Consider the following 22,291-nt stretch of genomic DNA (forward strand, 5'->3'; position numbering starts at 1 on the left):
CAGGCGCCGCCCCTAGACCTTGAAGCTGCCTTAGGCAAGCTTCTCCTTGACTTCGGCCGCGACGTTCGCCGGGACCTCGTCATAGTGGCTGAACTGCATCGTGTACTGCGCACGTCCCTGGGTGAAGGAACGCAGTTCGTTCACGTAGCCGAACATGTTGGCCAGAGGCACATTGGCCTCGACCGCCTGGGCGTTGCCGCGGGTATCGGTACCCTGGATCTGGCCACGACGGCTGTTGAGGTCGCCGATGACGTCGCCGAGGTAATCCTCGGGAGTCACGACCTCGACCTTCATGATCGGTTCGAGCAGCTTGATGCCGGACTTCTCGGCAACTTCGCGCATCGCACCGCGACCGGCGATTTCGAACGCGATCGCGCTCGAGTCGACGTCGTGGTACGCACCGTCATACAGGGTGACGGTGAAGTCGATGATCGGGAAGCCGACGAGGTAGCCGCTCTCGGCCTGCTCGCGGAAACCCTTTTCGATCGCCGGGATGTATTCCTTCGGAATGTTGCCGCCCTTGATCTCGTCTTCGAAGACGAAACCCTGGCCGCGCTCACCCGGGGTGACCTTGACCTTGACGCGACCGAACTGGCCCGAACCGCCCGACTGCTTCTTGTGGGTGTAGTCCACGTCGACCGGACGCGCGAGATACTCGCGATAGGCCACCTGCGGTGCACCGACATTGGCTTCGACCTTGAACTCGCGCTTCATGCGATCGACGAGGATGTCGAGGTGAAGCTCGCCCATGCCCTTGATGATCGTCTGACCGCTTTCGTGGTCGGTCGAAACGCGGAAGCTCGGATCCTCGGCGGCCAGGCGGTTGAGGGCAACGCCCATCTTTTCCTGGTCGGCCTTGGTCTTGGGTTCCACCGACAGTTCGATGACCGGCTCGGGGAATTCCATGCGCTCGAGGATGATCGGCTTGGCCGGATCACACAGCGTGTCGCCGGTGGTCGTGTCCTTCATGCCCGCCAGAGCGACGATGTCGCCGGCGAATGCTTCTTCGATGTCCTCGCGGTTGTTCGAGTGCATCAGCAGCATGCGGCCGATCTTTTCCTTCTTGTCCTTCACCGAGTTCAGGACCGAGCCCTTGGAGAGCTTGCCCGAATAGATGCGGGTGAAGGTCAGCGAGCCGACGAACGGGTCGTTCATGATCTTGAACGCCAGCGCAGCGAAAGGCTCGTCGTCGCTCGACGGACGGGTTTCTTCCTTGTCGCTGTCGGGCAGGACGCCCTTGATCGCGGGAACGTCGAGCGGGCTCGGCATGTAGTCGACGACGGCGTCGAGCAGGGGCTGAACGCCCTTGTTCTTGAACGCCGAGCCGCACAGCACGGGCACGAACGCACGGTCCATGGTACCCTTGCGGATCAGCTTCTTCAGCGTCGCTGCATCGGGCTCGTTGCCTTCGAGATAGGCTTCCATGACGTCGTCATCGAGTTCGACGGCGGTTTCGACCAGCTGCTCGCGGTATTCGGCAGCCTTGTCGGCCAGGTCTTCCGGAATGTCGACGAACTCGTACTTCGCGCCGAGGTCTTCGGCCTGCCAGACGATGCCGCGCATGTTGACGAGGTCGACGACGCCCTTGAGGTTGCTCTCCGAACCGATCGGGAGATAGAGCACCAGCGGCTTGGCGCCGAGGCGGTCGATGATCGACTGGACGCAGTAGTAGAAGTCGGCGCCGGTGCGGTCGAGCTTGTTGATGAAGCACATCCGCGGAACGCCGTACTTGTCGGCCTGGCGCCAGACGGTTTCGGACTGCGGTTCGACGCCGGCGACGCCGTCAAAGACCGCGACCGCACCGTCGAGCACGCGCAGCGAGCGTTCGACTTCGATGGTGAAGTCGACGTGCCCGGGGGTGTCGATGATGTTGATCCGGTGCTTCGGCTGGTTGGCGCGAAGGTCTTCCGGGTTCGAACGCGGATCCATGGTCGGATCCTCGGCGGTCCAGAAAGTGGTCGTCGCGGCCGACGTGATGGTGATGCCGCGTTCCTGCTCCTGCTCCATCCAGTCCATGGTGGCGGCGCCATCGTGGACTTCGCCGATCTTGTAGGACTTGCCGGTGTAGTAGAGGATACGTTCGGTCGTGGTGGTCTTGCCGGCATCGATGTGGGCCATGATGCCGATATTGCGGTAACGCTCCAGCGGATACTCGCGGGCCATGTGGAATTCCTCGGGTTCGGGGGTGAGCTAGCTCGCGCCCCATGTAGGGATTAATGTGACCGCTTGAAGACCCGGGAGAGAGCAGCGCCCTCCCCCGGCCTCCAAAACGGAACGCCTTACCAGCGGTAGTGCGAGAAGGCGCGGTTCGCGTCCGCCATGCGGTGCGTGTCTTCGCGCTTCTTGACGGCGTTGCCGCGGTTGTTGGCAGCGTCCATCAGCTCGCCCGACAGGCGTGCGGCCATGGTGGTTTCCGGACGACCGCGCGCGGCGGTGATCAGCCAGCGGATGGCCAGCGCCTGGGCACGCTCGGGGCGCACCTCGACCGGCACCTGGTAGGTCGCACCACCGACGCGGCGGCTGCGCACTTCGACCTGCGGCTTGATGTTGTCGAGAGCAGCATGGAACAGCTCGACCGGGTTCGCCTTGGCCTTGGCTTCGACGGTGTCGAGCGCGGTGTAGACGATACCTTCGGCGACGGCCTTCTTGCCGTCATACATGAGGTTGTTCATGAACTTCGAAAGGACCTGATCACCGAACTTCGGGTCAGGCAGGATTTCCCGCTTCTCGGGACGACGACGACGTGACATCTTCTATATCTCCTGAGATGCGTTCTTACTTCGGACGCTTCGCGCCGTACTTCGAACGGCTCTGCTTGCGGTCCTTGACACCCTGCGTGTCGAGCACGCCGCGAAGGACGTGGTAACGCACGCCGGGAAGGTCGCGCACACGGCCGCCGCGGATCAGCACGACGCTGTGTTCCTGCAGGTTGTGGCCTTCGCCGGGGATGTAGGAGATGACTTCGCGCTGGTTGGTCAGGCGAACCTTGGCCACCTTGCGCAGAGCCGAGTTCGGCTTCTTCGGGGTCGTCGTATAGACGCGGGTGCAAACGCCACGCTTCTGCGGGTTCTGCTCCATCGCAGGGACCTTGCTCTTGGCCTTCTGCGGGGTGCGGCCCTTGCGGACCAGCTGGTTGATCGTCGGCATGATTACTCACTTCACCGGTTGGTGGTGACACTGATACCGAAGGGTGAGGAGTGTGAGGGTTCGCGCTGCCGTCATCCCCGCGCAGGCGGGGAACCAGCGAACCAAAACATCCGCGAAGCGGACATTTTGCGCGCGAGCCTGAAACGCTCCACCCATCGGCCACGGCCACCGGGTTACTTTGACGGCTGCCCCGAGCGCCCCTTCCCGTCACCCCCGCGAAGGCGGGGGTCCAGCATGGGGAGCTTCAATAGAAAAGAGCCTCATCGCATCAGCGACAGGCCCCCGGGTCATGACCGGCAATGTTCAGCTCTATCTGACCGGAGTTGGACGAATCCTACGCCGGATGGGCGCGCACATAGTGGGGTGATGGGGGGAGGTCAAGGTAACTCGAAGAAATCCGGCTCCAGAACAGGAAGGAACCCGCCACCTTCGATCATTCGCAAGTACGCATCATGGGCCTCTCCCGGGCTACATTCCCCCGCATTTACCAAGTGCTTCAGGAGACCGATACTGCCTGTAACCTGAGCAGCTCCCAGAACTTCACGGCCTACTCGCCGACCTTTTGCATCGTCACAGCATATCGAACCGATGGCATGCTCTGCCAGCGTAATGCACTCAGTTTCGCCAGCACCAAGAAGCCTTTCCTCCTGAATTTGAAGAAACCTTTCAGCAGGGAATCCGTCGTCCCCGAAAAATTCAATTGCGCCGTGAGCCTCCAGGTCAGACAATTGCCCAACAAGCGGTGGATTGCATTCTCCTAACACAATAGGCCCGACTGCAATTCCGTCGTCCCAGCCTATAAGGCTGGCTTCGAGTAGGCCAGAATTCCCCAAATTTATCAGGGAACATGTGTCAGGGAAAATCAAGAGTTAGAACGCCGTTGGCGGTGCAGATCGAGAAGTTGTGAAATTGAAATGTCGAAGTTCTCAGACACCCAGCCTGAGGACACGTCGCCAAGCGAAAGTGCCTCTTCAATTTTGCTCAGGAGCAGTCCACTGAGGCGGGGAAACTCAATGGGTTGCCTCTTAGGCAAACCTAACGATGCTGCTCGCTTCTCAGGAGACCCATGATTTTTCTTTATATGGTTTGAGAGGGAAAATGCTCCTCCTTCAGGTAGCAAGCCTAAATTCTCGCATCGCATCGCGGCGGCATCAAAACTTAGGCCGAAGAAAATAGCTAAGTACAATATTTCGATGTCGCCAAGTTTCTCGTGTTGCATGATTCCCAGTTGCCGACGTAGCGACCGTAAAAACTTAGCCAACGCGAGTTCAGGTAATAAAAAATCTGAAGCAAATTTGTCAGCCAATCGCTCTCGAGTCTTACTCTTGCGTATATTTCCAATTGCGCTTGGCAGATCGAAGATTGGTTCTCCCGCAGCAAAATCTCCGTTAACAGCATGCCCAATTTCGTGAGCAAGAGTAAATAGCATTCGCGGAGAAAATCGCGGCGATACAAAAATAAATAGATAATTACCTTCAATAAGGGACACACCTTCAAACCGAGATTTATTGAGCAAAGATAGAACTATTCCATCTTGTCGTGCGACTCGTTGCGGAAGATCAAACATCGGCATGAATGGATCATCATATCCTAAGTGGAATCTGACATCATCCGCTCCCGAGAAAATATTCTCGAAGTTCGCCAATTCGGGACCAAAATTTCTGACAGGCAGCAGTTTCAATGCCGAAGTTACGAATGCCTCGACCTTGCGAACTGAATGGTCGACCCCTTCCTTACTTTGGGCAGTGGCCCGAAATTGCATGCGGAGTTGTTCAGATCTTTCGCTCTCCGCTGCCGAAAAGTACGATAGTGGCAGTTGCAAGCCAGCCGCTAATGCTCTGAGCTCTCTCATCGACGGAACAGCGCCGTTCAACAACTCAGCTATCCGTGCCCTGGATAGAGAAGTACGCTCAGCAATCTGCTCTGAAGAAAACCCAGTCCGGTGAAGAGCGTTAACTACAGCCATCGGTTAGGCCGATGCGCGGTCTTTCAAGCCCTTGAGCCAATCCAACAAGTCCGCAGATTGTTCACTTTCGAGCTTAGCCCAGCGCCCCATGATGTCGATAGGACGGTTCCCCTTCTTGCCGAAAATGTCCGACAGCTTTTCTAGGGTGTGCTGTCTACCGAGTTCGACTTCCTTCTGAGTATCCAGCGAGACAGGGTTTTTACCGACCACGAAGTTCTTGATCCGATTCTCAAAGGTGGCAGGGTCATGCCTATCAAGCGGGTGTTGCGAACCATCTGAGTTGATGATGATGTTGCCCTTCAGCAGACCATCTTGGCCTATGTGCAGCCTGTTGGCAGGGAATCGCTGATAGGCCTCGATGGCCGATATTTTCTCTGCGACCTCCATACCGCCAACAACATATTGCTGCACGCCGTGGGATGACCCAGACACAACGAAAATATGATCCCCAATATCCACGAAGCGCCGAATATTCGGCATGCACGCCCCTAGGCTTGCGGCGTCGCCAAACAAGGGATCGTTCAGATTGCCATGGGCACCCGGATCGGTACCGGTACCGGTGATGTATATATAGTCAGGCATCTACCCCTGATGAGTCAACGCAGACACAGTGTCAACAAAGGGATTGCTAACGAACAACTTTCGCCTGTTCGGAAACGAAAATTGCCCATGGCAGTTAGTGCAGGTTTTTTCGAGCGTTGGCCGGAATGCAGCAACCCCTTCGTCAAAATGCGGCTCGGTACAATACGGGCAATTGATCGAATGAACCTTTCCACGAAGGTAATACAGTGATTGCTGTGCCATAAAGGTCCGCAATTGCGTTTCGTTCAATTGAATGCCGTCAATTACAACCTCAGCGAACGTATCGTCTTCAGCGGGCTTCGCTTTGTCCTTCCAAGCGTGAACATGGATGCCTTCCTCCTCACGCAATTTTGAGGTCCAAAGGATCGCGGGATTTGATGCCCAAATCTGAAACCCGCCAGGGAAATCGGCAGAGTCGACTATCAGTGTTTTCTTTGCCCTTCGTGGCTTCCGAGACTGTGGCAAACCAAGACTCATCTGCGCAGCGGCAAGAGGGTTCGAGATCGATTTTCGACCGGCTCGGAACAACTGATTACATTTATGACACAGGTGGACACGATGAGGTTTCACAGCAAACCAGTCAGAATCCAGATGTGGGGTTCCGCAATGCGGGCAAAATAGAGAGTCGAGTGGCTGATCGAGAAAACGGCAAAGATAGTAGGCGACTGCCGTATCCCTCGTGATCATCACGGATTTTCTGTCTTCGAGGAGGTTTTCGCGAACAACCAACTCGACAGCATCAAAATTTCGATCGATCGCCTTCTTCTTAGCCCCTGCTTCCAGGCGGGCGTGGACGTGAATTCCGCTTTCAACCCTGCGTTTGCTGGTATTGATTACTGGCTCAACAGCTCCCCAAAGTGCGACGCCACCTTGAAATTTAGATGGGTCAAGACGCAGTTTGTTGGTGGAAGGGATCGTACGGTACGCTCCCTCACAACGATCCATTTTTCCGCCATATCGTGCGGTCGCCGAAGCTTCGTGCGAGAGGCACCAATATTTCGGCCTGCCTTGCCTCGGTCGCGGGATAAGCTCAATTTGACAATCATGTTTACCAGCGTGTGACATAACTAAATCATATAGTATCCGAAATTTGGATTATAAGTAGAAAGCATTTTCCTACTCCGGAGTTTTTTGTTTTCGTCCCTCAAACGCCGGGCGCCGCACGTCCGTGCGGCTTGGCTTCGGCCTAACCGGCCGGCGGGCGGTCGCCCTTGCCTCGCCTGCGGCTCGGTTGATTTCGCCAGTTTGAGAGGTTCCGCTTTTGTCAGACCACCCCGCCCCCACCCGCAAGATCGCCCGCCAGGCCACCTCCGCCGTCGCTTTCACCGCCGAACCGCCTGACGAGGACGACCCGCTCCTCGCTTTCGCGCCCTATCTCCACGCCGCTCCCCGGCGCAATTCGATCACGCCCGATGTGCAGCGGCGCTTCGTCGCGGAGCTGGCTGCGACGGGCATCGTCAAGCAGGCGGCGCTTGCGGTCGGCAAGTCGCTCGAGGCGCTCTACAAGCTGCGTGCGCGGCCCGGGGCGGAAGGGTTTGCCGAGGCCTGGGACGCGGCGCTCGCCTACGGGGTCCAGCGGCTGGAGGATTGCGCGATGGAGCGGGCGATCAACGGCGGGCTGTACAATTTGCGCGCCAATTCGCTGCTGTGCTTCGTCCTCGCCTATCGCGGGCGCTACCGCATCGACGCGCGCGATATCGTGCCGGGGCAGTCGACCTACGAGCGCATTCGCGAGGAAGTGCTGGCCGAATACCACGCGCAGCAGCGCAGCTAGCCGCGCGCGCGAGCGCCTGCTCTACGCGCTCGAAAGCTGGAGCCTCGAAGACCTCATCGCGAAGATCGCCTGGTAGGCGGGCCTAGAACTTCTGCACCAGCGTCGTCGCGAGGAGGACGAGGAAGGTCGCCTCGGCAAAGGTCAGCAGCGCGTTGCGGAAACCGCTCCACAAGCCCACGCCCAGGCTTTTTGCGAACCAGCGGGTCTGCAGCACCATGTACCAGATGAAGGCGACGAACATCACGCCGAGCGCGGTCAGCAGCGCCTCCCCCGTGCGCCCCTGCGCGGAGAATGCCACCACCGGCGCGATGCCGGCGACCGCTGCCCACGGCGCGGCGACGTAGCACTGGGCGTAGAACGGCGGCAGCATCGTCTTTCGGTCGAGCGCAATGCCCTGCTTCCTCAGCAGCCGCACCGTCAGCACCAGCGGATAGACGCTGTAGATGAACATGCGGAAGGCGAGGAGGTTCTGGTCGTCCGCCAGCAGCCCCTTCTGGTCGGAGTTGAGCCCGGTCGACAGCTCCAGCGCATGCGAAATGCCCAGCGTGATGGCGAGGAAGATCGGCGGGCTGAGGCGGTCGGAATAGCGGTCCTCGTCCGCGTCATCGAGTTCCTCGTCGGCATAGGCCATCATCTCGCCCGGGCGGGTGATCACCTTCCACATGGTGAGCGGGTAGAACACCAGCCACACCATCACCTCGTAGAGCGCCTGTTCGAGGCTCTTGAGGATCTTCATGAAGTCCATCTGCGCCACCCTCCCCCTTGCTGGCCTTCGGAGGGTTATCGCCTCGCCCGATGGGAAATTGCAAGCTAGGGTGGGTTCGCGGGTCGCGCTGCGCAGGAGGTGACATGGCCGGAAACGAGCTGCGCTGGCGCGGTGCCTGCGGCGAGGCGTCGATCACGACGCGGCTGGAGGACGGGCGGCCGGTGTGCCTGCGCACGGTCGAGCTGGCGGACGAGCAGCGCCTGCGCGAAGGGATTGCGCGGCTCTCGCCCCGCTCGCGCTATTTGCGCTTCTTCTCCGGCGCCAGGACCCCGCCCGACTGGGTGATCGAGCGCCTCCTCGACGCGGACGGCGTGCTTCACCTCGCCTGGGGTGCGATCGACCTTTCCGACCCCGCGCAGCCCGCAATGGGCGTGGTCCACGCCATGCGCCCCGACCCCGAGGCACAGGTGGCCGAGTTCTCGATTGGCGTGGTCGACGACTACCACGGCCTCGGCGTCGGACGGCTGCTGACGGCGACGCTGCTGCTCGATGCGGAGGACGACGGGATGGACCACCTTGCCGCGCACGTGCTCTACGAGAACCGCGCGGCGATCGAGTTCATCAAGCGGCTGGGTGCGGAAGTGGTCGCCAGCGACGGGCCGACGCTCGAATACCGGCTGGAGATCGCGCAGGCGCTCGACCTGCTACGCGCCGAAACCGACCCGCCCGGCCTCGCCGACGTCTTCGCGCATTTCGAGGGGGTGAAATAACCGAGCCGCAGGCGAGGCAAGGCCGACCGGCCGCCCGCAGCGGGTGCAGCTTGCTGCACGTCTAGCGAGGACGCACCCGCGGAGGCGGGTGCGAAAAACTAGGAAGTAAGGAAACCGACCAGCGCCTTGACCTTCTTGGTCCGCCACTGCGGCGTGGGGGCGACAAGCCAGTAGGCGCGCGTCCCGGTGGTCGGGCCTTCGAGCACTTCGAGCTTGCCCGCTTCGACCGCGTCCTTGGCCAGCAGTTCGGGCAGGATCGCCTTGCCCAGCCCTGCCATCGCGGAGGACAGTGCCTGTCCGGCGTTCGACACGGTGATGTGTGCCGGCGTGTCCTGCTGCAGCGGCAGGCCCCAGTCGATCCACTTGTCGGGCGAACCCGGCGCGGCCACGGTCACGCGGCGCGCGGCATCGAGCTCGACGCCCTGCAGATCGCCCGGCCCGTCGACGAGGCGGATCGCGCAATCGAGGTTCGCCTCGGTGAAATCGGCGTTCTCGTCCGCCACGAAGGTGAACTTGATCTCGGGATTGGCCTTGCCGAATTCGGCGAGACGCGGCGCGAGCCACTGCGCGTAGAATTCGCGCGGGCAGGCGATGGTGTAGCTGTCGGAAGCCTGCCCCGCCTGCATGGCGGACACGCTCTCCTCGAACTTGAGGAAACCTTCGCGCAGCGCATCGAGCCCGGCGGCGCCTTCCTGCGTCAGTTCCAGTCCCTTGCTGGTGCGGCGGAACAGCACCGTGCCGAGGTGATCCTCGAGCGCGCGAATCTGCTGCCCCACGGCGGCAGGCGTGACCGCCAGCTCGTCCGCCGCACGGGTGAACGAAAGGTGCCGCGCGGCGGCATCGTATACGCGCAGGGCGTTCAGAGGCAGGTGCGTACGCTTCATCGGAAGCGCGAGTTAGGCGATGCTGCGTTGCGGCACAAGATGCTTGGCTCGCGAATACGGTTGTCACGCCAGCGTAACATGCGGCAAACAGTGCGCATGGTACGGATTCCAAAAGCGATGAACGACCAGCAGCCCATCGAGGAGGCCCCGCGCCTCGACACGCCCGAGGGCCGCTACGTCAATCGTGAGCTCAGCTGGCTGTCGTTCAACCGGCGCGTGCTGGCAGAGGCGGAGAATGCCGCCTTTCCCCTGCTCGAGCGGCTGCGTTTCCTGTCGATTTCGGCGAGCAACCTCGACGAGTTCACGATGATCCGCATCGCCGGGCTGGAAGGCCAGGCGACCCGCGGGCTGGAGACGCTGGGCATCGACGGGCGCGACCCGCGCCAGCAACTCGAGGCGATCCGCGCCGAAGTGCTCGAATTGGTCCAGCGCCAGCAGGGCATCCTCGACGACCTGCGCCAACTGCTTGCGGTCGAGGATATCTGGATCGCCACGATCGACGATCTCGAACAGGACCAGCTGACCTGGCTGGAAGAGTATTTCGAGAACGACATCCTGCCGATCATCACCCCGCAGGCAATCGATCCCAGCCACCCATTTCCCTTCGTGGCCAACATGGGAATGGGGGTCATCTTCCGGCTGAAGCGCGGCAAGCGCCAGACCGACCTCGTCGAGATGGTGCTGATCCCCAGCGGCGCGCCGCGTTTCGTGCGCGTGCCCGGCGAGAGTGGAAGCAGCCGGGCGATCTACATCTCCATCGAACAGCTGATCGTGCGCTTTGCCGGGCTGCTGTTCCCCGGCTTCAAGATCCTCGGCGATAGCCTGTTCCGCGTGCTGCGCGACAGCGATATCGAGGTCGAGGACGAGGCCGAGGACCTCGTTCGCTTCTTCCGTACCGCCATCCAGCGCCGCCGCCGTGGCCATGTCGTGCTGCTCGAACTCGACGATGAATGCGACGAGATTTCCGAGGCGCTGCTGCGCGAACAGTTCGACATCGATGCGGCGATGATCGTCAAGACGCCGGGCATGCTCGGCCTCTCCGACCTCGCCGCGATTACCGCCGAGCCTCGCCCCGACCTCAAGTTCGAGCCCTTCAGCCCGCGTTATCCCGAGCGCGTGCTGGCGCATGACGGCGACTGTTTCTCGGCCATTCGCGAGAAGGACCTCGTCATCCACCACCCCTACGAAAGCTTCGAGGTGGTGGTCGATTTCCTGCGCCAGGCTGCAGTCGATCCGGCAGTCGTCTCGATCAAGCAGACGCTTTACCGCGCGGGCGACCAGTCGCCGGTCATTGCCGCACTGATCGCGGCGGCGGAAAACGGCAAAGCCGTGACTGCCGTTGTCGAATTGAAGGCCCGCTTCGACGAAGAACGCAACATCCACTGGGCGAACGAGCTTGAACGCGCGGGCGTGCAGGTGATCTACGGCTTCACCGAATGGAAGACCCATGCCAAGGTCAGCCTCGTCGTGCGGCGCGAGGAAGACGGTTACCGCACCTACTGCCACTTCGGCACGGGCAACTACCACCCGGTCAACGCGCGCATCTACACCGACTTCAGCTTCTTCACCGCCGATCCTGCGCTGGGGCGCGATGCGGCCAAGCTGTTCAACTTCGTCACCGGATACATCGAGCCGACCGAGCTCGAGAAGCTGTCGATCTCGCCCATCGGGCTGCAGGACAAGCTCTACCGCCTGATCGACCACGAGATCGCCAATGCCAAGGCGGGCCAGCCGGCGGGAATCTGGGCGAAGATGAACGCGATCACGAACAAGGGGGTGATCGACAAGCTTTACGAAGCCAGCACTGCCGGGGTGCCGGTCACGCTGGTGGTGCGCGGGATCTGTTCGCTGCGTGCGGGCGTCCCGGGCCTCTCGGACAATATCGAGGTCAAGTCGATAATCGGCCGCTTCCTCGAACACAGTCGCATGTGGGTGTTCGCCAATGGCTACAACCTGCCCAGCAAGCGCGCCTCGGTCTATATCACCAGTGCCGATGCCATGAGCCGGAACCTCGAACACCGCGTGGAGGTTATGGTCCCGGTGACCAACAAGACCGTCCACGACCAGCTGCTCGACCAGGTGATGCTGGCCAATATCCTCGATACCGAGCGCAGCTGGCGGCTCGATCCGGATGGCGAGTACCGGCGCATGCGCGTCGATGTCGGCGGGTTCAACTGCCACGAATATTTCATGGCCAATCCCTCGCTGTCGGGTCGCGGCAAGGCCAGCTCGGCATCGGACGTTCCGCGACTGACGCTCAAGGGCAAACGCAAGTGAACCTGCGTCGCGGCGCTCGCCGCAGGCCACCCCCGCCGCCCCGTGCAGTAATCGACATCGGCTCCAACACGGTCCGCCTCGTCATCTACGAGGGTACCGCACGCGCGCCCGAAACCGTGTGGAACGAAAAGGTCGCCGCCCGTCTTGGCCGCGACCTATCCGAAACCGGCCGCATTCCCGAAGAGGCAGCGCAGGAGGCACTGGCGGCGCTTGCCCGATATGCGCTGATTATCGAGGACCTCGGGATCGGGGACGTGCAGACGGTAGCCACCGCCGCGGCGCGCGACGCGGAGAACGGGCGCGAATTCCTCGACCGGGTGGCGGCCCTCGGCCTTCATCCCCGCCTGCTTTCGGGCGAAGAGGAGGCCTGCGCTTCGGCCATGGGCGCGCTGGGCGCCTTCCCGGGTGCGCATGGCGTCGTGGCCGACCTTGGCGGCGGCAGCCTCGAACTGGTGTCGATTCACGGCAACGAATGCCATCGCGCAAATTCGCTGCCTTACGGCACGCTGCGCTTGCCCAAGATGCGCGCGGCAGGCGATTTCGAGGCGCACCTTCACGAAACGCTCGGCGAAGTCGGCTGGGCGGCACACCACGAGGGGCCGCTCTACATGATCGGCGGCACCTGGCGTGCGCTTGCCTCCTACGCCATGCGCGAGATCGACTATCCGCTGACCGACCCGCACGGCTTCGTCCTTTCGGTCGAAGATGCGGACCGGATGGCGGCGGAGCTGGTCAGGGCCAATCCGGTGGACTTGATGGACATCGGCGGCATCAGCGAAATGCGCGCCGGTTACCTGCCCGATGCGGCTGCCCTGCTGCGCCCGTTACTTGCCGAATTCGAGCCCGATTGCCTGGTGTTCTCGAGCTGGGGTATTCGCGAGGGGCTGCTCTATTCGCGGCTCGAGCCGCTGCAGCAGTCGCGCGATCCGCTGCTCGCGGGCATTTCCGCATTTGCCAGCGCGCGCGACGTCCATGTGACCGACGCCACGCTCGTCTCCGCATGGACCGCCGATCTCGTAGAGAATGCCAAGCCGGGGGACGAGAGAAAGCGTATCGCCGCTGCGCAGCTTGCCGCTTCGCTGCGCCGTGTGGAGCCTAATCTCCGCCTTAATTGCGCGATCGAATGGTCGCTCGACAAACGCTGGATCGATCTTAGCCCGCGTGGCAGGGCGATGATCTGCGCCGCGCTTGTCGGCGCACTCGGCCGGACCGAGCTGCCCGACCGCCTGCGCGTCCTCGCCAGCGATGACGACCTGCGCGAAGGCATGACCTGGGGCCTCGGCCTGCGCCTGGCCCAGAGGCTCGGCGGGGGGACGCGGGAATCGCTTTCGAACAGCAGGTTGCGGCGCAAGAAGCGCAAGCTGGTCCTCGAACTCGCAGCCAGCCACGCCGCGCTGGCAGCGGGTCCGGTCGAGCAGGAATTGACGATGCTCGCCGACTGGCTCGGCCTCGAACCCAAGATTAAGGTGGGTGAACTGGAGTAGGCGGAAACCTGCCTGCCTGGCCGACTGCAAAGATCCGCTGCGGAGGTCTGGTGCCGACTGGCCATCGCGTGGCGGAAACATCTTGTGCGCCAATCATTTTTCTAGGCTAAGGGCAGCGGCCTCGCAGCAAGCCCCCCGTGTCGTTCGCCAATGGAGAAAGCGCAGTTTCCGATCATGGCGCCAGTCTGAAACCGGGTGTCTCCGTCAGCTACGCGCTGCCGGCGAGCCCCTTGCGGCGTTACATTTCCACCTATTCGCAAACCGTCGTCGCTCCGGGTTCGCCGACGGTGTTCGACCAGGTCTATCCCGAATGGCCCAATATCCGCCTGACCGCGGGTGGCGACATGGCCGCCTGCACAGGCCCCGGACCGTTGCAGCCATGCAATCCGATCTGCGCGATCGGTCCGACCAGCCATTCGACCCACTTCTCGCTTGCACCGGGCCGTTACTGGACGATCAGCCTGCTCCCGCTTGGCTGGGCGCAACTGGTCGGCATTCGCGCAGCCGAGTTTGCCGACCGGTGGGAGGTCATCGGGCGCGAAAGCCCATTCGCGGCATTCGCTCCCTTGCTCGATTGCGCCGCGGACGGAGACGATTTCACCAGCATAGCGGCGCGCTTCGATGCACATCTGCTGGCGATGCTCAAACGCCCGGCGCGCAGGGAAGAGACCATCCTGAAGGCCCATGACGCCCTGCTCGATCCCGAAGTGACCACGGTCGATGCGTTTGCCGAGCGGGCGGGCACAGGGGTGCGGGCGCTCGAACGGCTGTCGCTTGCGGCGTTCGGCTTCAGTCCCAAGCTGCTGCTGCGCCGCCAGCGGTTCCTGCGAAGCCTCTCGCAGTTCATGCTCGACCCGTCGCTGGCGTGGATCGATACGCTCGATCACCAATATGTCGACCAGGCCCATTTCATCCGCGATTTCCGCCGCTTCATGGATACCACCCCGGGGGCCTTCGCAGCCGCACCTCACCCGGTGCTGTGGGCTGCGGCCGTGGCCCGCACGGCGATTGCGGGCAAGCCGATGCAGGTTCTCCAGCGCCCGGCCGAGAGCGTCTGATCCTGTTGGAATTGCCGCGACAGACCGCAAGCCGGCTATCGCGCGGCCCGGTGCGTGCTCAGTCCGCGGTCGCGGGTGCCGCCAGCGGGAAGAAGGGAATGCGCACCTCGAGCGGTGAGCCGTCTTCGGCGTGGAAGGTGTAGAAGCCTTCCATCGAACCGTGCGGCGTTTCCAGCGGACAGCCGCTGACGTAATCGTGGCTCTGGCCGGGCTTGAGGACAGGCTGTTCGCCGACCACACCGTCGCCGTCGACATGGCTGACCATCCCGCGTCCGTCGGTGATCCGCCAGTGGCGCGTCATCAGTTGCACGCGTTCGTGCGAGCCATTCTCGATACGGATGTGATAGACCCAGAACCACTTGCCTGCCTTGGGCTGGCTCTGCTCGGGAAGGAAGTTCACCGCGACCCTGACGGTAATCCCGTCGGTCGTGGCGGCATGCTGGAAAAGCTCCTTGATCACACCCCTAAACTAGTATCGCGCGCCCCTCGTGCAAGGCGTGCAAGCGGGATTTCCCCCGCAACGATATTTATCGCGCCCTGCCCGACATGGTTAAGATCGGTTTACCGCAAGGGCTGACAATCCGCTAACCGCATGCGGACTAGCCTCCCCGGCAGAATGGCTACCATTTCGCAAACGGGGAACAGGGCATGATCGCAGGTATCGCCAGGATGCTGAAGCGACTCAGGGGCGACGAACGCGGCAACCTGCTGCTGATGGCTGGTGCCGCGCTGACCGGGCTGATCGGTGCCGCCGGTATCGGCGTCGACACCGTGCAATGGTACCTGTGGAAGCGCCAGATGCAGCAGACGGTCGATACCGGGGCCACCGCCGGTGCCATCGCGCTCAGCTTCGGCCGCGACTACGATTCCTCCGCCCGCAGCGAGATCGCCCGCACGGCGAACACGGCCTACACCGTCGAAGCCATCCGCATTCCGCCGACCAGCGGCGCCTATGCCGGCGATACCGGCGCGGTCGAGGTCATCGCGACCACCAGCCGCAAGCTGCCCTTCTCCAGCGTGTTCCTCGCCACCGCACCCACCATCCGTACCCGGGCGGTCGCCACGGCCGTCGCTGTGGGTGACCCCTGCGTACTCGCCCTCGCGACTTCGGGCACGGGCGTGGAAGTCTTCGGTAGTGCAGACGTCTCGCTCGACTGCCCGGTTGCTTCGAACTCGCCGGTGGACGTGTCGGTCGACGTCGGCGGCAGCGCCTTCCTCGATTCAGGCCTGATCTTGAGCGTGGGCGGTATCGACTATTCAACCGGCAACCTGCCTGCTGATGCGGCGATCATCCCTTATGGCCTGCCGGTCAGCGACCCCTTGGCGGGCCGCGACCTCAGCTATTCGAGCGCGTCCTGCAATTACACCAACTACTCCGTCTCACCGAGCCAGAACGTCCAGGCCTATGGTGGGGTCTATTGCAACGGCATGAAGCTGCAGGGCACGGTGCGGATGCACGGCGGCGTCTACATCATTAAGAGCGGCACGTTCCAGGTGAACTCTGGTGCCAATATCTCGCTGTTCGGCGATGGCGGCGTGACCATCATCCTGACGGGCAAGAATTCCAACACAGTCGCCACGGTCTCGATCAACGGCGATGCCAAGCTCGACCTCAGGGCGCCTACCTCGGCGGAAAACTCGAAGTGGGCGGGCATCCTGTTCTACCAGGACCCGATGGGTTCGGCGACGCACACCTTCAACGGGGGTGCGGACATCGATATCGAAGGCATCATCTACATGCCCAAGGGCGACGTCACCTATAACGGCGACGCGACGCAGAACGCGCAGTGCCTGCTGCTGATTTCCGAGCGGGTGCGTTTCGGCGGAACCAACAACATCGAGAACAACTGCAACGTCGACATCGACCCGTGGGCCGGCAAGGCCAAGGTCGTCCGGGTAGTGGAGTAGGAGCGATGATCTACGCCTTCGTCCAGCGCCTGCTACGTGACCAGAGCGGCATCGGGTTCGTCGAACTGGCGCTGGTGGCGCCGCTGCTGGCACTGATGTTCCTCGGCATGATCGACATGAGCAAGGTCATCGCCACGCGCGTCGACCTCGAACAGGCGGCACAGCGCACCACCGACCTTGCACTCGGCAAGCGCCCGCCCAACGGCAATACCGCCTACCTCGTGTCGGAGGCCGTCGCTGCTTCGGGAGTGCCTTCGAGCGATGTAACCGTGACCCTGACCTGCGAATGCGATGGCGTGGTGCAGAACAAGTTCACCAACATGTGCAGCAGCGGCCAGGTGACCCGGCGCTTTGCCACCGTGTCGATCAAGAAGCAGGTTTCTACCGGGTTCAACTGGCGCATCGTCGGCGCCATGTTCACCGGTGGCTCCGCAACCTACACGCCGATCACGGTCATCGGCGACAGCGTAGTGAGGCTCCAGTGATGAAGCGCTTCCTTTCCGACAACCGTGGTTCGATCGGCCTCGAATTCGGCCTCGCCCTGCCGATCCTCGTCGCCATGATCATCGGCGTGCTGCAATTCGGCCTCGTCCTCAACGCCAACGGCGCGATGCGCAATGCCATGGGCGAGGGTCTGCGCCTTGCAAAGGTCAAGCCTACGGCGACGACCGACCAGGTCATCAAGCGGACCAAGGACACGCTGATCGGCGTCGATCACAACGGCATCACCAAGCTGACCTTCAACCGCGGCACGGTGAACAACGTGGCCACGGGCGAGATGACGATGACGATCACGATGAAGCCGATCATCCCCTTCGCACCGATCCCGCCGATCGTGCTGACGCAGACCAAGAAGGTCTACCTCCAGAGCTGAACGCTCTTCGGACCGCCGGCCGCAACGACGGCCTCGAAAATCAGGGTTTCCCGCCGCCGAGATACTCCTCGAGCTGGGCGAGGCGTTCCTTGCCGAACCACATTTCCTCGCCGACGAAATAGGTCGGGATGCCGAAAGTGCCGCGTTCGACCGCACCTTCGGTGTTGTCGATCAGGCGTTGTTTCACCTCTGGATCCTGGGTCGCTTCGAGCAGGCGCTGCGCGTCGAAGCCCGCCGCCGCGAGTTCCGCCGCCACGGCATCGACATCGCCGCAATCGAGCCCGCGTTCCCACACGGCAGGCAGCAGAGCGTCGATGAGGGCTTGCCGCTCCTCTTCGTCCGCAGCCGCCACGAGGACGCGCTGCAGCAGGATCGAATTGAACGGAAAGGCTTTGGGAATGGTGAAGCGCGTCATCCCGTGGCGGTCGAGGAAGCGGTTGAACTCCAGAGAAGCGTAGGCGACCTTCCCCTTCACATCGGCGTCACGCATCATCGGCGGCGAATTGCCGGTCAGCTTGTGCATCCCGCCCAGAAGAACCGGTGTGACCACCAGCGTCGCGCCGGTCCGCTCGACGATCTCCTTGAGCGGATACCACGCGAGGTAGCCGTTGGGTCCGGCGAAATCGAAGATGTATTCGACAGTCTTGGTCATAGTCCGGCCCTCGCAAGCGCCTGGTCGAGATCTTCCTTGACGTCGTCGACATCCTCGAGCCCGACATTGATGCGCAGCAAGCCTTCGGTCACGCCCATTTCGTCGCGCGCTTCCTGCGTCATCCCGGCGTGCGTGGTGCTGGCCGGGTGGCACATCAGGCTGCGGGAGTCGCCGATGTTGTTCGAGATATCGACCAGCTCGAGCGCGTCGAGAACGGCAAAGGCGGTCGCGCGGTCGCCCACGTCGAAGGCGAAGATCGGGCCGGTCGCAGCCATCTGGCGCGTGGCGATGTCGTGGCGCGGGTGACTGGGGAGCCCCGGGTGGAGCATCTTCGGCACGCGCGCCTCGATCGCCCTGCCCAGCGCGACCGCATTCTCGCTCTGGCGGCGGGCGCGCATGTCGAGTGTCTCCAGCCCCTTGAGAACCACCCACGCGTTGAAGGGCGACAGGTTGGGACCCGTGTTGCGCTGGAAGGGCAGCAGGACCTCGTCGATCCATTGCTGCGATCCGCAGACGGCGCCAGCAAGCACCCTGCCCTGCCCGTCCATCAGCTTTGTCGCGCTATAGGCAACGACGTCGGCGCCATAGTCCATGGGGCGTTGCAGCGCGCTGGTGGCGAAGGCGTTGTCGACCACGGTGGTGATTCCGTGCGCCTTGGCGATTCCGCAGACATGTTCGAGGTCGACCACGTCGAGTGTCGGGTTGGCCGGAGTCTCGAAGAAGAACACCTTGGTGTTCGGCCGGATCGCGGCTTCCCACGCGGCATTGTCGGCGCTGTCGACGACGGATGTCTCGATGCCGAAACGCGGCAGCAGGCTGTCGAGCAGCCAGCGGCACGAACCGAAAGCGGCCCGTGCGCCGACGATGTGGTCGCCCGCCGAAAGCTGGCACAACAGAGCCGTGGTCATGGCGGCCATGCCGGTCGCCTGCGCGCGGCAGGCCTCGGCCCCCTCCATCAGCGCGATGCGCTCCTCCAGCATCGCCACTGTGGGGTTCTGCAGGCGCGAATAGGTCATGCCCTCGGCCTCGCCCGCAAAGCGGTCGGCGACGATCTGCGCACTGTCGTAGGTGTAGCCCGAGCTGAGGAACAGCGCCTCGCTGGTCTCGCCGTGCTCGCTACGCCAGGTGCCACCGCGCACGGCCTGCGTCGCGGGGCGCCATTTCGAAGTAAGCGAGCGATCCATTCCGGTGGTCTTTTTCATGGCATGCGGGATAGCACGGCAAGCCCGCGCGGCAAGCGGCACGGCCTTGCAGCACGGCAAGCCCCGCTTCGCCGATAACGCTCGCAGTTTGGCGCGATCTGGATATAGCGGAACGACAAATCATTCCTGGGGGCCGCATGTCGCCTTACGAAATTCTCGCTGCGGGCGGCCTCGCCGCCGTCCTGATCGCTCTCGGTCTTATCGCTTCCGGGCGCCTGTCGGGCGGCAACGCGCTGATTGCCGCGATGTTTGCGGGCGCGTTCGCCGGCTTCACCGCGATCACCGTGTTCAAGGAAGGTGTGCTGCTGGTCTGGGCCAATCACACGACCAGCCTGTGGGGCGTGCAGGTCTGGTGGGACTTGCTGATCGCGGTCACCCTGGCGCTGTTCTTCATCGTGCCGCGTGCGCGGGCTGCGGGCATGAACGTGCTGCCGTGGATTATCTTCGTCGCACTCACCGCCAGCATTGGCCTGCTGGCCATGGCCGCGCGGCTGTTCTGGCTGGAGAAGCAGGCCGCCGCTTCTTAAGCGGCTTGCAGCGCGCGTGGCCATTTTCTAGGCCGTTCGCGATGAGCCGCGCGCCCCAGCAAACCCGCGATCCCCTTGGCTGGAGTGCCGCGATCACGCTGGCATTCTGGCTGCTCTGCCTGCCGTTCTTGACCGCGGTCACCAAACCCTATTTCGACGAGGTCCACTACCTTCCCGCCGCGCGCGAGCTGCTGGCGCTGGGCGAATTCACCAATCGCGAGCACCCGCTGGTCGGCAAGGAGCTGATCGCCGCGGGCATCTGGCTGTTCGGCGACAATCCGTGGGGCTGGCGCCTCATCCCCACCCTGTTCGGCGCGCTCGCCCTGTTCGCCAACATGCGTGCAATGTGGTTCGGCACGACCAGCCGCTTCGCCACCATCGCCTACGGCGTGCTGCTGGCGAGCGGCTTCCACCTGTTCGTGCACGCGCGCATCGCGATGCTCGACATCTTCTATCTCGCCTTCCTGAGCGTGGCTGCCTGGCAGTTCGCCGCCGCGATGCGCCAGCCCGAACAGGGGCGCTGGCGGCTCGCGATAATGGGGGTCGCGCTGGGCCTTGCCATGGGTTCGAAGTGGAACGCGGTGGTGGTGGCCATGCTGCCCGGCCTCGTCTTCCTCGTCGCTCGGTTCACGGCCGGCCGTCGCCGCCTGCTCCTAAGCCGCCGCGGAGCGCCCGTCCCGGGGATCACGCTGGTCGAGGCCGCGCTCTGGCTCGGCGCGGTGCCAGTGCTGGTCTATGCGGCGACCTTCGCACCTGGCTTCTGGTTCAAGATCAATCCGATTACCGAAGGACTGGTCTTCCATCACAGGTTCATGCTCGACCTGCAGGAACAGGTGCTGAGCCCGCACCCCTACCAGTCGACCTGGCCCGAGTGGGTCATCAACTGGCGCGCGATCTGGTACCTTTACGAACCGGTCGATGGCATCCAGCGCGGCATCATCCTGATCGGCAATCCGCTGACCATGCTGCTCGGACTTCCGGCGCTGCTGTGGTGTCTGTGGGCAGCACTGCTGCGACGCAACCACGCGGCATTGGGGGCGGTGCTGGTCTATGTGTCCAGCCTCGGTTTCTGGATCTTCGCGGCGAAGGCGGTGCAGTTCTATTACCACTACACCCTGCCCAGCATGGCGCTGCTCGCCGCGCTGGCGCTGGCATGCGACGCGCTGTGGCAGAAGGGCAGGCGCAAGCTTGCGCTTGCACCCGTGATCGGCAGCGTGCTGGTGTTCGCCTGGTTCTATCCGATCCTCAGCGCCGCGCCGCTCGAAGGGCCGAACAGCTTTGCCGTCTGGACCTGGCTTGCCAGCTGGCGCTGAGCCTCAGTAACGGCCCCAGACGAAGCGGCTCGACAAGGCGTAGTTCCACACCGAACCGATGCCGATGCCGACAAGGGCGGCAAAGACCGTGTGCATGCCGCGGTCGTGCAGCGTGGTCGCCACGGCGACATTGGCGAAGGCGCCGATCGAGCAGGCAACGATGAAGCTGACCCAGCCGAAGAAGACCTTCTTCGCTTCGGTCAGGCGCTTGTCGCGATAGGTCAGGAAGTTGTTGAGCCAGAAGTTGAAGCTCATCGCCCCGAAGGTTGCGACGGCCTGGCTCCAGCTGAAATTTGCCCCGCCGAGCAGCAGGAAGGCATAGAGGATCGCCATGTGCACGCCGACGCCGATGACACCGACGGTGCCGAACAGCGCAAAGCGGGTTGGAATGACCTTGCCGAAACTCTTGTCGTAGAGGCCGGCGAGGAAATCGAGCGCAATGGCGCGGTCGAGCTTCGATTCGCCGGAACGGCGGGCGGAGAAATTCATCGGGAAGTCCTTCACCTTGAGCGGCGTATCGGATGTGGCGAGAAGGTCGAGCAGGATCTTGAAGCCGATACCCGACAGGCCGGGCACCAGCTTGCGCGCGGTCGCTGCAGGCAGCAGGAAGAAGCCGCTCATCGGGTCGGACAGTTCGACACCCGTCAGCTTGCGGGCGAGCGTATTGGCGACCGAGGACAGCTTCTCGCGGTCGGGGCGGCCCCACTCCTCCATGCTCGCGCCGTCGGCGAAGCGGCTGGCGACGGCGACATCCGCCTCGCCCGACCTGACACAGGCGAGCATGTCGACGAGCAGCTTGGGATCGTGCTGGTGGTCGGCGTCCATCACCGCGACGTAGGGCGCGGCAGTGGCGCAAAAACCTTCGATGGCGGCGCTCGAAAGCCCGCGGCGGCCGATGCGCTGGATCACCCGCACGCGCGGGTCGGTCTGGGCGATGCGGCGCGCCTCGTCGGCGGTGCCGTCGGCCGAATTGTCGTCGACGATCAGCACTTCCCATCCGCCATGGCCCAGCGCACCCTCGATCCGCTCGACCAGCGGCTCAAGATTGTCGCGCTCGTTGAGCGTCGGCAGGATGATGGCAAGTTCGAGCGGCGTGGAACCTGCACGGCGTTCACGGACCACGGACGGCTGGCTTTCGGGTGTCATATCCATTGCTTGCCCCGATTA

General features: G+C 62.8%; 23 protein-coding genes. 10 read left to right on the forward strand and 13 right to left on the reverse strand.

Features of this window, described 5'->3' with window-relative positions; all coding sequences use genetic code 11:
- Nucleotides 1-30: 30 nt before the first annotated feature.
- The 7 genes from fusA to RAM60_RS07800 form a co-directional block, all read right to left on the reverse strand.
- Nucleotides 31-2,163, reverse strand: a complete 2,133-nt coding sequence (fusA, locus tag RAM60_RS07770; protein ID WP_200980827.1) for an elongation factor G — start codon at nt 2,161-2,163, stop codon at nt 31-33.
- A 116-nt stretch (nt 2,164-2,279) separates the two neighbouring features.
- On the reverse strand, nt 2,280-2,750 hold the full coding sequence (gene rpsG, locus RAM60_RS07775) for a 30S ribosomal protein S7 (protein ID WP_200980828.1): 471 nt from the start codon (nt 2,748-2,750) through the stop codon (nt 2,280-2,282).
- A gap of 25 nt (nt 2,751-2,775) precedes the next feature.
- A complete protein-coding gene (gene rpsL / locus RAM60_RS07780; protein WP_007164630.1) occupies nt 2,776-3,147 on the reverse strand; it encodes a 30S ribosomal protein S12 in 372 nt (123 codons plus the stop codon).
- 377 nt (nt 3,148-3,524) lie between these two features.
- Nucleotides 3,525-4,013: a PIN domain-containing protein gene (locus RAM60_RS07785; protein WP_510639547.1), complete on the reverse strand. Its 489-nt coding sequence runs from the start codon at nt 4,011-4,013 to the stop codon at nt 3,525-3,527.
- Entirely contained in the window at nt 4,010-5,113 is a 1,104-nt protein-coding gene (locus tag RAM60_RS07790) for a helix-turn-helix domain-containing protein (protein WP_369027251.1), read from the reverse strand. The genes RAM60_RS07785 and RAM60_RS07790 overlap by 4 nt, the downstream gene beginning before the upstream one ends.
- A 3-nt stretch (nt 5,114-5,116) precedes the next feature.
- Nucleotides 5,117-5,695 (reverse strand): Nmad2 family putative nucleotide modification protein, encoded by a 579-nt coding sequence (locus RAM60_RS07795; RefSeq protein WP_369027250.1) that lies wholly within the window; start codon nt 5,693-5,695, stop codon nt 5,117-5,119.
- Nucleotides 5,696-6,640 (reverse strand): hypothetical protein, encoded by a 945-nt coding sequence (locus RAM60_RS07800; protein WP_369027249.1) that lies wholly within the window; start codon nt 6,638-6,640, stop codon nt 5,696-5,698. It abuts the gene before it with no gap.
- Nucleotides 6,641-6,956: 316 nt separating this feature from the next.
- On the opposite strand from RAM60_RS07800, the gene RAM60_RS07805 reads away from it, so the two are divergent.
- Nucleotides 6,957-7,469, forward strand: coding sequence for a hypothetical protein (locus RAM60_RS07805; protein ID WP_369027248.1), 513 nt, complete (start codon nt 6,957-6,959; stop codon nt 7,467-7,469).
- Between the two features lie 82 nt (nt 7,470-7,551).
- On the opposite strand, the gene RAM60_RS07810 is transcribed toward RAM60_RS07805, so the two are convergent.
- Complete coding sequence (locus RAM60_RS07810) at nt 7,552-8,214, reverse strand: hypothetical protein (RefSeq protein ID WP_369027247.1); 663 nt, start codon at nt 8,212-8,214, stop codon at nt 7,552-7,554.
- 104 nt (nt 8,215-8,318) lie between these two features.
- Between RAM60_RS07810 and RAM60_RS07815 the strand changes: the two genes are divergently transcribed.
- Nucleotides 8,319-8,945 (forward strand): GNAT family N-acetyltransferase, encoded by a 627-nt coding sequence (locus RAM60_RS07815; RefSeq protein ID WP_369027246.1) that lies wholly within the window; start codon nt 8,319-8,321, stop codon nt 8,943-8,945.
- Nucleotides 8,946-9,043: 98 nt separating this feature from the next.
- On the opposite strand, the gene RAM60_RS07820 is transcribed toward RAM60_RS07815, so the two are convergent.
- Nucleotides 9,044-9,829 carry a LysR family transcriptional regulator gene (locus RAM60_RS07820; RefSeq protein WP_369027245.1) on the reverse strand — a complete coding sequence of 262 codons (786 nt, stop codon included), beginning with the start codon at nt 9,827-9,829 and terminating at the stop codon, nt 9,044-9,046.
- Nucleotides 9,830-9,946: 117 nt separating this feature from the next.
- On the opposite strand from RAM60_RS07820, the gene RAM60_RS07825 reads away from it, so the two are divergent.
- From RAM60_RS07825 to RAM60_RS07835, 3 genes are all read left to right on the forward strand, one after another.
- A complete protein-coding gene (locus RAM60_RS07825; protein ID WP_369027361.1) occupies nt 9,947-12,106 on the forward strand; it encodes an RNA degradosome polyphosphate kinase in 2,160 nt (719 codons plus the stop codon).
- On the forward strand, nt 12,103-13,590 hold the full coding sequence (locus tag RAM60_RS07830; RefSeq protein ID WP_369027244.1) for a Ppx/GppA phosphatase family protein: 1,488 nt from the start codon (nt 12,103-12,105) through the stop codon (nt 13,588-13,590). Before RAM60_RS07825 ends, RAM60_RS07830 begins: the two co-directional genes overlap by 4 nt.
- Before the next feature lie 137 nt (nt 13,591-13,727).
- Nucleotides 13,728-14,648, forward strand: coding sequence for a helix-turn-helix domain-containing protein (locus tag RAM60_RS07835; RefSeq protein WP_369027243.1), 921 nt, complete (start codon nt 13,728-13,730; stop codon nt 14,646-14,648).
- Between the two features lie 58 nt (nt 14,649-14,706).
- Here RAM60_RS07835 and apaG read toward each other — a convergent pair whose 3' ends face one another.
- Nucleotides 14,707-15,105, reverse strand: a complete 399-nt coding sequence (apaG, locus tag RAM60_RS07840) for a Co2+/Mg2+ efflux facilitator ApaG/CorD (RefSeq protein ID WP_369027360.1) — start codon at nt 15,103-15,105, stop codon at nt 14,707-14,709.
- A gap of 191 nt (nt 15,106-15,296) precedes the next feature.
- On the opposite strand from apaG, the gene RAM60_RS07845 reads away from it, so the two are divergent.
- Genes RAM60_RS07845 through RAM60_RS07855 form a run of 3 tightly spaced genes read left to right on the forward strand, consistent with a single transcriptional unit; the run spans nt 15,297 to nt 17,430 of the window.
- A complete protein-coding gene (locus tag RAM60_RS07845) occupies nt 15,297-16,556 on the forward strand; it encodes a TadE/TadG family type IV pilus assembly protein (RefSeq protein ID WP_369027242.1) in 1,260 nt (419 codons plus the stop codon).
- A gap of 5 nt (nt 16,557-16,561) precedes the next feature.
- A complete protein-coding gene (locus RAM60_RS07850; protein WP_369027241.1) occupies nt 16,562-17,041 on the forward strand; it encodes a TadE/TadG family type IV pilus assembly protein in 480 nt (159 codons plus the stop codon).
- Nucleotides 17,041-17,430, forward strand: a complete 390-nt coding sequence (locus RAM60_RS07855) for a TadE/TadG family type IV pilus assembly protein (protein ID WP_369027240.1) — start codon at nt 17,041-17,043, stop codon at nt 17,428-17,430. The genes RAM60_RS07850 and RAM60_RS07855 overlap by 1 nt, the downstream gene beginning before the upstream one ends.
- 40 nt (nt 17,431-17,470) lie before the next feature.
- Here RAM60_RS07855 and RAM60_RS07860 read toward each other — a convergent pair whose 3' ends face one another.
- Together RAM60_RS07860 and RAM60_RS07865 are read right to left on the reverse strand one after the other, a co-directional pair.
- Nucleotides 17,471-18,082 carry a 2-hydroxychromene-2-carboxylate isomerase gene (locus RAM60_RS07860; RefSeq protein ID WP_369027239.1) on the reverse strand — a complete coding sequence of 204 codons (612 nt, stop codon included), beginning with the start codon at nt 18,080-18,082 and terminating at the stop codon, nt 17,471-17,473.
- On the reverse strand, nt 18,079-19,284 hold the full coding sequence (locus tag RAM60_RS07865) for a trans-sulfuration enzyme family protein (protein ID WP_369027238.1): 1,206 nt from the start codon (nt 19,282-19,284) through the stop codon (nt 18,079-18,081). Before RAM60_RS07865 ends, RAM60_RS07860 begins: the two co-directional genes overlap by 4 nt.
- A gap of 137 nt (nt 19,285-19,421) precedes the next feature.
- Here RAM60_RS07865 and RAM60_RS07870 point away from each other — a divergent pair, with 137 nt between their 5' ends.
- Nucleotides 19,422-19,811, forward strand: coding sequence for a hypothetical protein (locus RAM60_RS07870; RefSeq protein WP_369027237.1), 390 nt, complete (start codon nt 19,422-19,424; stop codon nt 19,809-19,811).
- A gap of 41 nt (nt 19,812-19,852) precedes the next feature.
- Nucleotides 19,853-21,124: a phospholipid carrier-dependent glycosyltransferase gene (locus tag RAM60_RS07875; RefSeq protein ID WP_369027236.1), complete on the forward strand. Its 1,272-nt coding sequence runs from the start codon at nt 19,853-19,855 to the stop codon at nt 21,122-21,124.
- Nucleotides 21,125-21,127: 3 nt separating this feature from the next.
- Here RAM60_RS07875 and RAM60_RS07880 read toward each other — a convergent pair whose 3' ends face one another.
- A complete protein-coding gene (locus tag RAM60_RS07880; RefSeq protein ID WP_369027359.1) occupies nt 21,128-22,270 on the reverse strand; it encodes a glycosyltransferase family 2 protein in 1,143 nt (380 codons plus the stop codon).
- Nucleotides 22,271-22,291 lie beyond the last annotated feature (21 nt).

This window comes from Qipengyuania sp. RANM35, from assembly GCF_041021145.2.
Lineage (GTDB): Bacteria > Pseudomonadota > Alphaproteobacteria > Sphingomonadales > Sphingomonadaceae > Qipengyuania > Qipengyuania soli.

What these genes read in the sequence shown, in the direction of transcription:
- RAM60_RS07845 (WP_369027242.1), top strand. Translation starts at nt 15,297, where the DNA reads ATGATCGCAGGTATCGCCAGGATGCTGAAGCGACTCAGGGGCGACGAA.
- fusA (WP_200980827.1), bottom strand. Translation starts at nt 2,163, where the DNA reads ATGGCCCGCGAGTATCCGCTGGAGCGTTACCGCAATATCGGCATCATG.
- RAM60_RS07815 (WP_369027246.1), top strand. Translation starts at nt 8,319, where the DNA reads ATGGCCGGAAACGAGCTGCGCTGGCGCGGTGCCTGCGGCGAGGCGTCG.
- RAM60_RS07860 (WP_369027239.1), bottom strand. Translation starts at nt 18,082, where the DNA reads ATGACCAAGACTGTCGAATACATCTTCGATTTCGCCGGACCCAACGGC.
- RAM60_RS07790 (WP_369027251.1), bottom strand. Translation starts at nt 5,113, where the DNA reads ATGGCTGTAGTTAACGCTCTTCACCGGACTGGGTTTTCTTCAGAGCAG.
- rpsG (WP_200980828.1), bottom strand. Translation starts at nt 2,750, where the DNA reads ATGTCACGTCGTCGTCGTCCCGAGAAGCGGGAAATCCTGCCTGACCCG.
- rpsL (WP_007164630.1), bottom strand. Translation starts at nt 3,147, where the DNA reads ATGCCGACGATCAACCAGCTGGTCCGCAAGGGCCGCACCCCGCAGAAG.
- RAM60_RS07795 (WP_369027250.1), bottom strand. Translation starts at nt 5,695, where the DNA reads ATGCCTGACTATATATACATCACCGGTACCGGTACCGATCCGGGTGCC.
- RAM60_RS07880 (WP_369027359.1), bottom strand. Translation starts at nt 22,270, where the DNA reads ATGACACCCGAAAGCCAGCCGTCCGTGGTCCGTGAACGCCGTGCAGGT.
- RAM60_RS07855 (WP_369027240.1), top strand. Translation starts at nt 17,041, where the DNA reads ATGAAGCGCTTCCTTTCCGACAACCGTGGTTCGATCGGCCTCGAATTC.
- RAM60_RS07825 (WP_369027361.1), top strand. Translation starts at nt 9,947, where the DNA reads ATGAACGACCAGCAGCCCATCGAGGAGGCCCCGCGCCTCGACACGCCC.
- RAM60_RS07820 (WP_369027245.1), bottom strand. Translation starts at nt 9,829, where the DNA reads ATGAAGCGTACGCACCTGCCTCTGAACGCCCTGCGCGTATACGATGCC.
- RAM60_RS07810 (WP_369027247.1), bottom strand. Translation starts at nt 8,214, where the DNA reads ATGGACTTCATGAAGATCCTCAAGAGCCTCGAACAGGCGCTCTACGAG.
- RAM60_RS07800 (WP_369027249.1), bottom strand. Translation starts at nt 6,640, where the DNA reads ATGGATCGTTGTGAGGGAGCGTACCGTACGATCCCTTCCACCAACAAA.
- RAM60_RS07850 (WP_369027241.1), top strand. Translation starts at nt 16,562, where the DNA reads ATGATCTACGCCTTCGTCCAGCGCCTGCTACGTGACCAGAGCGGCATC.
- RAM60_RS07875 (WP_369027236.1), top strand. Translation starts at nt 19,853, where the DNA reads ATGAGCCGCGCGCCCCAGCAAACCCGCGATCCCCTTGGCTGGAGTGCC.
- RAM60_RS07870 (WP_369027237.1), top strand. Translation starts at nt 19,422, where the DNA reads ATGTCGCCTTACGAAATTCTCGCTGCGGGCGGCCTCGCCGCCGTCCTG.
- RAM60_RS07865 (WP_369027238.1), bottom strand. Translation starts at nt 19,284, where the DNA reads ATGAAAAAGACCACCGGAATGGATCGCTCGCTTACTTCGAAATGGCGC.